This window comes from Kitasatospora sp. NPDC085879 (assembly GCF_040686255.1).
Lineage (GTDB): Bacteria > Actinomycetota > Actinomycetes > Streptomycetales > Streptomycetaceae > Kitasatospora.
In genome coordinates, this window is record NZ_JBFBJZ010000059.1 from 39,865 (window position 1) to 50,224 (window position 10,360).

The following is a 10,360-nucleotide window of genomic DNA, read 5'->3' on the forward strand; positions in this document are numbered from 1 at the left end:
CTTCAAGCCCTCCCCCGAGGCGATCCGGGACTGACCGGCCTCCTCGCGCCCGGCGATACGCGGCGCTGACTCACCTGTCTGGGTCAAGCGAGCGCGCCGGGCCCGGTGGTGGGCTGGAACACCGTGAAGTCCCAGTGCGGGGCGTCCTGGGCGATGTCGGCGACGGCCTGCTCCGGCGACGGCATCCACGGCACCAGGTGGGCCAGGTCCTTGCGCAGGATGCGCACCCCCTGGCCCTCGCGCATCGCCTTGCTGTAGGAGAAGGCGAGCCCGGTCAGGCTGCCGGGGCGGTCAGGACGGCCTTGGCCACCAGCCGGAGATTCCTGATCATCGGATTCGGGTCGCCCTTGCGGCTGGCCAGGACGACCTGGCTGGAGGGAGCGCCCTCGATCGGGACGGTGACGAGGTTGGGACGCAGTGAGCTACGCCGATCGCCGACCGGCAGCACGGCGATCGCCCTGCCACTCGCGACGAGTTCGAGCTTGTCCTCGTAGCTCTCGATCGGCGGCACGCCGACCCCGAGGATCCGGTAGGAAGTCCAGTCCGCGGTCTCGAACGGGCACGGCGCCGCCTGCTCGCCGGCCAGTTCTTCCGCGGTCACCGACGGGCGGTCGGCCAAGGGATGGCCGCGCGGGACCACGAGCATCCGGGGCTCCTCGTACAGAGGGGTGGTGAAGACGTCGTCGGCGGCGAGCGGCAGCGGGGCCCGCGCGATCAGGGCGTCGACGCGCTTGTCGGACAGCGCCCCGACGTCGCGGCAGCTCAGGTATCGGGTGGTGATCTCGGCGTCCGGGTAACGGCGGCGCAGTTCCCGTACGGCGGCAGTGATCACCAGGTCTTCGACGTAGCCGATGGCGATCCGTTCAATCTCGGCTTGTTCACGCACGGCCAGTTCGGCCTGGCGGGCGGCCTGCAGCAGGGCCTGGGCCCGGGGGAGGAACCTCTGGCCTGCCGGAGTGAGCCGGGTGCCCTGGGGTACGCGGTCCAGCAGTCGTGTGCCGAGATGCTTTTCCAGCCGTTGGATCTGGCGGCTCAGCGCAGGCTGGGCCACGTGCAAGTCGGCGGCGGCCCGGCCGAAGTGCTGGTGCGCCGCCACCACGGTGAAGTAGCGCACCAGCCGCAGTTCCAGGTCCTGTCCGAGATCGTTCACCCTTGCAGCGTACGCGTCATGCCGTTTCGGAATGATCAGGTTGCCGAATCGGTCTTGGACGGCGATGCCGCGGTGGGCCTTGACTCAAGGAGCAACGTTTCCCCAGGAAGGCGACAGACGCGATGAAGGCGATCCAGTTCCGTGAAGCGGGCGGGCCGGAAGTTTTGCAGTATGACGAGGTGCCGGTTCCCGAGATCGGCCCGGGTGAAGTGCTCGTCCGGGTGCACGCGGCGGGCATCAACCCGCCGGACTGGTACCTGCGTGAGGGGATGAAGGTCATGCCGGCCGAGATGAGGCCGGCGCTGGAGTTCCCCCTGATCCCGGGAACGGACATGTCGGGCGTGGTCCAGGCGGTCGCTCCGGACGTGCTGGGGTTCGCCGTCGGCGACGAGGTCTTCGGCATGCTGCGGTTCCCCGGATTCGACGGCCGGACGTACGCCGAGTACGTGGCCGCCCCGGCTTCGGACCTGGCTCACAAGCCGGCCGGTATCGACCACGTGCAGGCGGCCGGGGCGCCGATGGCCGTGCTTACGGCCTGGCAGTACCTGGTTGATCTCGGCCACGACGTGCCGTCTGTCTTCACCGGTCAGGTGCACCAGCCGGTGCCGATCACGCCAGGGATGACCGTGCTGGTCAACGGGGCCGCCGGTGGAGTGGGTCACTTCGCCGTGCAGCTGGCGAAATGGAAGGGGGCGCACGTGATCGCGGTGGCCTCTGGGCGGCACGAGCAGTTCCTGCGCAAGCTCGGCGCCGATGAGTTCATCGACTACACCAGGACGCAGGCTGCGGACGTGGTCAGCGGTGTCGACTTGGTGATCGACACCGTCGGTGGCCCGGACAGCTCACGCTTCCTGACTGTGCTCAAGCGCGGCGGCACCATGCTTCCGGTGTTCTTCGCCCAGTACGACCCGGAAGAGACGGCGCGCCTGGGCATCACGGTCTCGAACATTCAGGTGCGGTCCAACGGCCCCCAGCTCGCCGAGATCGGGCGCCTGTTCGACGAGCGCAAGCTGCAGGTCGGGGTGGACAGCACCTACCCGCTGCCCGAGGCGGGCAGCGCACACGCGCGAGCCGCGCAGGGCCACCTCCAAGGCAAGATCGTGCTGACGGTGGTCTCGTGATCGCCGAACTCCAGCAGGCGGTGGCGTACGCCCACGCCCTGGACGAGCTGCATGTGCCCGAGCTGGAAGCGGTTCTGACCGAGGACACCACCTGGACCTCTACGATGCCCGGACAGGGAGTGCTCGGCCCGGTCGCCGGACGCGCGCCGGTGCTCGACTTCATCTGTGACGGGCACACGGCCCAGACCGGAAGGGTGCGGCACCACCTGGGCCCGGCAGCCGACTGCGGGCTCCCGTAGATGCGCCGGTGAGCCTCGGCGAAGCAGTCCGGGTGCGCGAAGCCCCGGCGCGGCGCGACCGGGGCGACGGTCGCGGCGTGCGGGTCGGCGAGGAGCTCGGCGCGGGCGAACCGGACGGCGTGCACGTGGGTGAACGCGCCCGGGCGACTCACTGCGGCGGCCGGCGTCTGCGCCGGCCGGGGGCTGGCCATGCGAGGTCGGGGATCGTGCTGCCGAGCAGCGGGCCGATGTCCTCGTCGGGGACGGGCTGCCAGTCGGCGGCGTCGTGGCAGACATAGGGGCCGAGCGGTCGTCCCGCACCGTCCGGGCCGGTCACGACACGGCGCCAGCCGAAAGCGGTCTCGCCCGCACCGGCACGGTCCTCGAACCCGGCAGGTGCCCGGCCGACATGGGCAACGAAGAACACATCGACCTCGCGGGACGCCCCGCCGCGGTCCTGCCGGTACACGCCGCCCGGCTCGAAGAAGCCCTCGCCCATGGGCCACACCTCCCATCCGCCGTCCGGTCAGCCAAGACTGCCCCACTCAGCCGTCCCGCAGCCACTACTCCTCACGTGTCGGCCCGCCCGGATCCCGGGCAGTGTGGAGGCACAGCGCGCTTCCGGTTGCTGCGCCGGGGCTGGTCGGGGTGGTGGGGCGCAGGGCGGCGGGTGCGTAAGGCCCGGCTGCCCGGTGTCGGCGCCCGCCGTCCCGTCGCAGGCGGGTCCCGTTCAGCTGATGGGCGGCTGCCGGGAGAAGGACTCCTGGCCGACGACCGTGGCCTTCCACGCCTGGTCGGCGCCGCTCGCCGTCGTGAACAGCCAGCTCGCGAGGATTCGCTCCTCCTCGGGCAGGTACTGCCCGCTCCAGCCGGTCACCGACGCCGCCCGGCCCCGGCCGTCGCGCCAGGCCACCGTCCAGCCCAACGCCGCACCCGATCCGCTCGAAGCCGCGTCGTAGCGGCCCACCAACTCCCGCCGGCCACCCGGCCCCGCCCCGGGCTCGAACGTCCCGGCCAGATTGCCCGCCCCATCGGCCACCAGCAGCAGATGAGACCCGAACTCGTTGTACCAGTCCCCGGCGAAACCCGTCACAAGCCATCTCCCGTCCCGCGCCGCCACCGACGGCCGCCGTTCCATCCCTCCGCCCGAATCCTCACACCGTCAGTCCTGCCCGACCCGCGGCACTACTGCACTTGAGGGCCGGACCCCATCGCCCACCGAACGGCGCGGCAGGCGATCTCGACGAGGAAGCAGGAGAGCGGCTGGGAACGCCGGCACAAGAGCGGCCCCGGGGCAGGCATGAACCAGGGCTCCTTCGACCTCGGGCGGCTCTACCGCGCCCGAAGCCATCGTGCCCGGCCGGCAGGACTGCACCGCGGCTCGTCGAGGGCGAGCCTCGCCTCGGCCGGCCGCGCTGTTGTCCGGCGAGAGCAGCGGGCCGCCCGTGCGTCCCCGCGCGGGGTGGTCGGTGGCGGGGCGGGCCCGACGTGGGCGGCATCCTGCGGGGGGCGGCGATCCGCCCAGCCGGCCCCAGGGCCGACCGGCAGCGGTGCTGGTGCCCGAGCGGAGTCGTCCGACCACGGTTTCGGGTATGGCAAAACCGGAATTCGGGTTCATACTTGTGGTGTGGCGGACGAGCACGAGCCCCGTACGAGCTGGACGTTCCTGACCCAGCACGCCAGGGTGCTGCTGATGATCTCGCGCGACCCGCAGGTGCGCGTGCGCGATCTCGCGACCGCGTGCGGAGTGACGGAACGGGCCGTGCAGGCGATCATCACCGACCTGGAGAGCGCCGGCTACCTGACCCGCACCCGGCATGGCCGCCGCAACCACCACCGCGTCACCCACCACACGCATTTCCGGCATCCCGCCGAGGCCCGCCACGAGATCGCCGGATTCCTGGAGCTGTTCGCCGACCTCTCGCCGCCCACCGGCACCGACGGCGGACGCGACACCCGCCCTCGCGACCGGCACGGCCACGACCACGACCACGACCACGACCACGACCACCGTTCCTGAACCAGCCACCGAACGGATCCCCCCAACGCGCAGGGGACGGCACCGATGACCGACGACCACACGATCACGAGCGACGACGCCCTGCCGGCGGCGGCCACCACCAAGCTCGCCGAGCTGAAGGACCTGGCCTGCGCCGCGGCGGCCCGCTGGAACGACGGCGACCGGAAGGGCGCGCTCGACGCCATCGGCGCCGCCATACCGGCGGCCGCCGCAGCTGCCACCGCCCTGAACATCCTGCTCGAACTCGACCGCGCCGCCGAACAGGCCCGGGCCAAGGAGCACGGACCCCACGACGGCGTCACCAGACGGTGGGGATGAGACCCGGCACCCGGTGACCCGACCGCACATCGCCGGACTGCCTGCGGCGAACGGCCCGGCCCCGCCACCCGCACCAGCGGCCACCGACCGCTGGACGGGCCGAACCCTCTCACACGACAGCCGACCCGACCGGAAGGGAGCGCGCCGTGACCACCCGACACCTCCCGCCGCCCGCCCCTACCCGCCGCGCCGCACCCGTACTGCGGATCACCGCGACGGCCGTCCCGAGCACGGTGTTGATCCTCCACCTCGCCGGCGAGATCGACCAGGACCAACGCGCCGCGCTGGAGGACGCGCTCGGCACGGCCGTGGAGGCCCGCCCGCCGCAGCTGATCGTCGACCTGTCCGGCCTCACGTTCTGCGACTCCACCGGCCTCAACGCCCTGCTCAAGGCCCGCCTCGCCGCACAGGCTGCCGACATCGACCTCCTGATCACCGCACCCCCCCGCCCACGTCGAAAGGCTGCTGAAGATCACGGGCACCGACCGCCTCTTCACCACCCGCGACAGCGTCCGAGCCGCCCTGAACGGCCAACCGACGGCCCGGACAGTCCCGCAGGAAGGCGCGCCGCCATGTCGAGCGAGCTGAAGACGAGCACGAGACACATCGGCCGGGCCGTGGTGTGCGTGTTCGCCGGCGACCTGCACCAGGGCACCGCCGACGAAGCGCAACAGGCGCTGGACAGGGCGCTCGGCGACCTCCCGACCGTGCTCGCGGTCGACCTGAGCGGCGTGGAGCTGCTCGCCTCCGGCGGCCTCAACACCCTGCTGCGGGCGCGAACGGCGGCAGCCGACCGGGCAGTACCCACCGTCCTGGTCGCACCCGCCGCCCCGGTGCGCCGCGTGCTGGAGGTCACCGACGCCGCAGGCCTGTTCCCCGTCTACGCAACCGCCGAGGAAGCCGCCCGCCACGGCGAGGAACCGTCCGCCCCACGTGCGTAGAGCGCACAAAATCGGGGCAGCCGCCCGGGCCGGAGACTCTTCGCCCCTCGACCGGGAACCGTCACGTGTGCCCAACCCGGTGGTGCCGGACCGGCGTCGACCGGACTTCCCGCCCGGCAGGGCGGCGGAGTGCGTGAGCGAGAGGCCGGACTTCACCCGGGCCGCTTCGCCGAGCCCGGTGGAGCCGCACCGGCCGCAGGTGTCGCACGGGCACGCGGCCGGGTCGCGGTCCGACGCCTGCCGCCCCCCCCCGGATGCCGGCTCTGCGGCCGAACCGGATCCGCGACGAGCACGCTGGACCGCGCTGGCCGCACCCGACCCGCTCCTGGACCACACTGGCCCCGGACGGGTCCGAGGGAACGACGTCACCCGCACGGCACGCTTCACGACCGGGTCCGTGGCTGCCCGGCCTGCGAGTAGCAGACGCTCGTCGACGACCGCCCTGCCTCAGTCCGGAAGAACGCCGTGACCAAGAAAACCCCGAAGCCGCCCACGACGGACAGCACGGCCGTTCCCCGCAGAGAAGACACCCTGACCCCGCGACCGGCCGCGCAGGACAGCCGGCCGGCTCCGTGCCCGCCGGCCGCGAGCGAGAAGACGTTCAGGCCGACCACGCGCACCAGTACTCAGCAGCCGCGTCCGGGCCGTGTCGGTGGACAGAAGCTCGACCGCTACGACGGTCAGCGGCGGGCGCGGTCGTCGTCCTCCTCCTCATCCGGTTCGAGGTCCTCGGCCTCTCCGTCGTCCTCGTACTCGTCCCCCGCAGCGTCCTCTTCGTACTCCTCCTCGTCTCCGTACTCGTCCTCGGTGTCACCCTCCGCAGGCTCTTCCTCGTCGTCGTACTCGTCCTCGCCCTCGGTGTCGTCGTACTCCTCGCCTTCGCCCTCGGTGTCGTCGTACTCCTCGCCTTCGCCCTCGGTGTCCTCGTACTCCTCGTCGTCGCCTTCCTGGTCCTCCCGCTCCCGGGCGGCCTCCTCCTCTTCCATGGCCTCGTCATGGGTCTTGACGACCTCGCCGTCGCGGATCTCGCCGCGCCAGCCCTCCGCCTCGTCGTTGGTGAGGGAGACGTAGCGCTGGAAGTTCTTGAAGTCCAGCCGCAGCCGCCGGCCCTGGGCACGCCAGATGTTCCCGGTCTTCTCGAAGAACCCCGCGGGGTAGTACTCGACGACGAGAACGATGCGGGTCAGCGTGGGAGTGATCTCGTGGAAGCTCACAGCGCCGCGGGTGCTGCCCTTGGCACCCTGCGACGTCCACACGATGCGCTCGTCCGGCACCTGCTCCTGCACGGTCGCCTTGAAACTCCGCTTCGAGGGGCCGACCTTGACCTTCCAGTCGGTGGTGACCTCGTCGCCCTGCGAGACGCTCTGCACGCCCTTGGCAAAACCACTGAAGTCCTCGTACTTGGTCCAGTGGTCGTACGCGGTGCGCACGGGCACGCCGACGTCGAGGGTCTCGATCATGTTCATCGGCTTCTTGCCGGACTTCCGCCCGGGCTTGCCGCCCCCGCCGAACGCCCCCATGACCTTGTCGACGAAGTTCTCCTTGATGCTCTTCGCCTTCTCACCGAGAAAGGCCTTGATCGGCGACTCGCCCTGCAGGACACGGGCGCCCACCTTCGGCAGCACACCCCCGTTCTCGGCAACCTCCCCGAGCTGACCCGTAAGATCGGAGACCTTGTCGCCCGCCTTCTCGACCAGGTGCTCCACCTGGGCCCCGAGATAGTGGACGGCCTCCTCACGCAGCTTGTCGAAACCCGACTTCTCGGGCGCCTCACGGTCCGTCGTGGCCATGGCCTACCTCCTACGGGTGGAGCGCGTGGAGGACGTGCCGGACGCGGTCTTCTTCGCCGCACTCTTCCTGGCCGGGGCGTCCGCCTTCGGGCCCGCAGTCTTCTTCGCCGGGGCCTTCGCCGACCCGGTACGGCTCGCCGAACGCTTGGCGGCGGGAGCGGTCTTCGCCGGCGCCTTCTTGGCAGCCGGGGCCGCCTTCTTTGCCGCAGTCTTCTTGGCCGGCGCCGCGCGACCCGTCGAACCTTCGGCGGCGGAGGCGCTCTTCGCCGGCGCCTTCCTGGCCCGGGCCTTCTTCGCAGGCTTGCGTTCGGGCGAGGGCTCGGCCTCGGCCCTGCGCGCCGACCGCGAGGCACGCCCCGCGCCGCTCGTGGCCGCCCGCCTCCGCGCAGTCCGCCTCCGCGACGGTTCCTCCTCGTCCTCCGGCTCCTCCGGCTCCTCCGGCTCTTCCTCGCCCTCCGGTTCCTCGGGCTCTTCCTCGTCCTCCGGCTCCTCGGGCTCTTCCTCGTCCTCCGGCTCCTCGTCCTTCTCCTTCGGCTTGCCGATGTTGAGCGTGCGCTCGTGCAGGGATTCGGCGAACTCGCCGACGCGTCGGTTGGCCGCAGCGACCAACGCCTTCTTGCCCGTCTCCAGGAACTCCCCCTTGACCTGCTCGCTCAGCTCCGCGACCTGCGGAACCTCACCCAGTTTCTTGAGCCCTTCGGTGGCGAGCTGCCGCGGGTCGAGCCCGACCCGCCGTCCGGCGATGTAAGTCGCCACCGCGAAGGCGAGCCGCCCCTTCTTCGCCCGTCCGAGCACGTATCCGCCGGCGACGGCGGCGCCCAGAGCGACCTTGGTGGTGGTGTTCATGAAGTCATCCCTTCGGCCCGTGCCCCTTCCCGATCGGGCACCGCGTCCAGGGGCACACACGCGGTGCGAGGGCCCGCACCCGCGACGGGAGCATTTGCTCCGGGCCCGCCACCACGTTCCCGGCGAGCGCCGGACACACGCGACGCGGCCGGAGGGCCTGATCCACCTCGGCACGCGGGACGTCATGATGTCCCGTCACTCCCGACGACGGGGACCGAACGCGACTCGGGCGCGTCATCGGGGGCAGGCGACCGTCCACCGTCTCCCCATCCGCCCCAACCCGAAACGACGGGGCAGCCGCGCACGTCCGCTCGAGGAGAAGGGCGAACTGCTCGCCTACCAGCGGATCCGCCGCTACAGCGGCGCAGCGTCCTGTTGCGACGGCGGTCCGGGTCCTTGCGACCGCTGTGGGGCAGGGTACATATGTGGATGAATACGACGTGGACGAGGCGCTGCAGCAGGCGCTCGACCGGCTGACCGCGCTGGCGCACATCAGCTCGGCGCTGGCCGGCACCCTGGACGCGCGGGCCGGGCTGGAGCGGGCCTGCCGGATTCTCGCGCAGCGCCTGGGCGACTGGTGCGCGATCGACCTGCTCGCCGACGACGGGCGCCTGGAACGGATCACCGCCTCCCGCCGCGGCACCCCGCCGCGGGACGACGGGCGGTCGGTAACCGCGACGCGGCCGCCGGAGGCCGCGACCGGCCCGCTCGCCCGGGTGCTGCGCGGCGCCGGCCCGCTGCTGCTCACCGAGGCCGATCTGCGCCCCGTGCTCCGGCACGATCCGTGGGACGCCGCCGAGGACCGCGCCCTGGCACAGCAGGAGGCCGCGTGCGCGGTGATCGCACCGCTGCGCTCCCGCCGGGAGGTCCTCGGCGCGGTGACCGTCGCCCGCACCGGCAACCGGCCCCCGCTCACGGATTCAGACCTGCCGCTGGTCGAGGACATCGCCCATCGCATCGCCCTCGCGATCGACAACGCCCGGCTGCACCGGGAGACCGAGCACATCGCCGAACGCCTCCAGCGCTCCCTGCTTCCCGCCGTCCCCCAGCCGAACCACCTCACCCTGGCCGCACGGTACGCGCCCGCGCACGGCACCGCCGAGGTCGGCGGCGACTGGTACGACGCCTTCGTCCTCCCTGCCGGGCGGACCGCACTGATCATCGGCGACGTCACCGGCCACGACCTGCATGCGGCTGTCACCATGAGCCAGCTACGCAACATGCTCCGCGGCATCGCCTGCGACCGCCAGGAACCGCCCGGCCGGATCCTCCACCGCCTCGACCTCGCCCAACACGCCCTCTACCCCGGCACGACCGCGTCCTGCGTCTATGCCGTCGTCCAAGGGCCCGAGGGCGGGCCGTGGCAACTCGACCACGCCAGCGCCGGCCACCCGCCGCCGCTGCTGGTCACCCGCGACGGCGACACCCGCTTCCTCGAAGGCAGCGCCGGCGTCCTCCTCGGCGTCGACACCGCCCTGCCACGCCCCAGCGCCACTGATCCGCTGCCGCCGCTGTCCACCGTCCTGCTCTACACCGACGGCCTCATCGAACGCCGCGGCGAGAACCTCGACCGCGGCCTGGCCCGGCTGCGCCAGCACGCCGCCGCCCTCTCCCGCGAGGCCCCCGACACCCTTTGCGACGAACTCCTCACCGGCCTCGCCCCCGACGCCACCGACGACATCGCCCTCCTCGCCCTGCGCATCCCCACGGCCGGCGCAGGCCGATTCGCACGGCCACACCACTGAGCACCGGCCGACGCTGCCGGCATGACCACGCCCGGGCGAGACCGGCGTCCCGGAGACCAGCGGCGGTACGCTGCCGGGGCACTGAGAAGCCCTGGGAGGGGGGGCCCCGACGGGTGCGGCCACCCCCGGGGGTGAATCGGCGCGGGGTGGTGCACCCCCAGCCGGGGGTCATAGTCGAGCACGGCGCCCTCCACCAACGGGTGCAAAAAGG

The 10,360-nt window shown here is 72.1% G+C and carries 12 protein-coding genes; 6 read left to right on the forward strand and 6 right to left on the reverse strand.

Translation table 11 applies throughout. From position 1 onward, the window contains the following. Positions 1-83: 83 nt before the first annotated feature. Together AB0P35_RS32505 and AB0P35_RS32510 are read right to left on the reverse strand one after the other, a co-directional pair. The gene (locus AB0P35_RS32505; protein ID WP_363518083.1) at positions 84-245 is read right to left on the reverse strand and encodes a hypothetical protein; all 162 of its coding nucleotides are present in this window, start codon (positions 243-245) and stop codon (positions 84-86) included. A gap of 29 nt (positions 246-274) precedes the next feature. Further along, positions 275-1,150, reverse strand: a complete 876-nt coding sequence (locus AB0P35_RS32510) for a LysR family transcriptional regulator (protein WP_363518085.1) — start codon at positions 1,148-1,150, stop codon at positions 275-277. A 122-nt stretch (positions 1,151-1,272) separates the two neighbouring features. Here AB0P35_RS32510 and AB0P35_RS32515 point away from each other — a divergent pair, with 122 nt between their 5' ends. Next, on the forward strand, positions 1,273-2,271 hold the full coding sequence (locus tag AB0P35_RS32515; protein ID WP_363518087.1) for an NADP-dependent oxidoreductase: 999 nt from the start codon (positions 1,273-1,275) through the stop codon (positions 2,269-2,271). Further along, the gene (locus AB0P35_RS32520; protein ID WP_363518089.1) at positions 2,268-2,510 is read left to right on the forward strand and encodes a hypothetical protein; all 243 of its coding nucleotides are present in this window, start codon (positions 2,268-2,270) and stop codon (positions 2,508-2,510) included. The genes AB0P35_RS32515 and AB0P35_RS32520 overlap by 4 nt, the downstream gene beginning before the upstream one ends. A 148-nt stretch (positions 2,511-2,658) precedes the next feature. Here AB0P35_RS32520 and AB0P35_RS32525 read toward each other — a convergent pair whose 3' ends face one another. Beyond that, positions 2,659-2,988: a hypothetical protein gene (locus tag AB0P35_RS32525; protein WP_363518091.1), complete on the reverse strand. Its 330-nt coding sequence runs from the start codon at positions 2,986-2,988 to the stop codon at positions 2,659-2,661. Positions 2,989-3,219: 231 nt separating this feature from the next. After that, positions 3,220-3,582, reverse strand: a complete 363-nt coding sequence (locus tag AB0P35_RS32530) for an avidin/streptavidin family protein (RefSeq protein WP_363518093.1) — start codon at positions 3,580-3,582, stop codon at positions 3,220-3,222. Positions 3,583-4,116: 534 nt separating this feature from the next. Here AB0P35_RS32530 and AB0P35_RS32535 point away from each other — a divergent pair. The 3 genes from AB0P35_RS32535 (at position 4,117) to AB0P35_RS32545 (ending at position 5,768) form a co-directional block, all read left to right on the forward strand. Then, positions 4,117-4,509 (forward strand): helix-turn-helix domain-containing protein, encoded by a 393-nt coding sequence (locus AB0P35_RS32535; RefSeq protein WP_363518095.1) that lies wholly within the window; start codon positions 4,117-4,119, stop codon positions 4,507-4,509. Positions 4,510-4,554: 45 nt separating this feature from the next. Further along, entirely contained in the window at positions 4,555-4,827 is a 273-nt protein-coding gene (locus AB0P35_RS32540; RefSeq protein WP_363518097.1) for a hypothetical protein, read from the forward strand. Positions 4,828-4,973: 146 nt separating this feature from the next. After that, positions 4,974-5,768 carry an STAS domain-containing protein gene (locus AB0P35_RS32545; RefSeq protein ID WP_363518099.1) on the forward strand — a complete coding sequence of 265 codons (795 nt, stop codon included), beginning with the start codon at positions 4,974-4,976 and terminating at the stop codon, positions 5,766-5,768. 680 nt (positions 5,769-6,448) lie between these two features. Here AB0P35_RS32545 and AB0P35_RS32550 read toward each other — a convergent pair. Further along, the gene (locus tag AB0P35_RS32550) at positions 6,449-7,558 is read right to left on the reverse strand and encodes an SRPBCC family protein (protein WP_363518101.1); all 1,110 of its coding nucleotides are present in this window, start codon (positions 7,556-7,558) and stop codon (positions 6,449-6,451) included. A gap of 3 nt (positions 7,559-7,561) precedes the next feature. Continuing rightward, complete coding sequence (locus tag AB0P35_RS32555; protein ID WP_363518103.1) at positions 7,562-8,404, reverse strand: histone protein; 843 nt, start codon at positions 8,402-8,404, stop codon at positions 7,562-7,564. A gap of 425 nt (positions 8,405-8,829) precedes the next feature. On the opposite strand from AB0P35_RS32555, the gene AB0P35_RS32560 reads away from it, so the two are divergent. Next, entirely contained in the window at positions 8,830-10,149 is a 1,320-nt protein-coding gene (locus AB0P35_RS32560; RefSeq protein WP_095877776.1) for a GAF domain-containing SpoIIE family protein phosphatase, read from the forward strand. The last annotated feature ends 211 nt before the right edge of the window (positions 10,150-10,360 follow it).

What these genes read in the sequence shown, in the direction of transcription:
- AB0P35_RS32550 (WP_363518101.1), bottom strand. Translation starts at nt 7,558, where the DNA reads ATGGCCACGACGGACCGTGAGGCGCCCGAGAAGTCGGGTTTCGACAAG.
- AB0P35_RS32515 (WP_363518087.1), top strand. Translation starts at nt 1,273, where the DNA reads ATGAAGGCGATCCAGTTCCGTGAAGCGGGCGGGCCGGAAGTTTTGCAG.
- AB0P35_RS32505 (WP_363518083.1), bottom strand. Translation starts at nt 245, where the DNA reads ATGCGCGAGGGCCAGGGGGTGCGCATCCTGCGCAAGGACCTGGCCCAC.
- AB0P35_RS32555 (WP_363518103.1), bottom strand. Translation starts at nt 8,404, where the DNA reads ATGAACACCACCACCAAGGTCGCTCTGGGCGCCGCCGTCGCCGGCGGA.
- AB0P35_RS32525 (WP_363518091.1), bottom strand. Translation starts at nt 2,988, where the DNA reads ATGGGCGAGGGCTTCTTCGAGCCGGGCGGCGTGTACCGGCAGGACCGC.
- AB0P35_RS32540 (WP_363518097.1), top strand. Translation starts at nt 4,555, where the DNA reads ATGACCGACGACCACACGATCACGAGCGACGACGCCCTGCCGGCGGCG.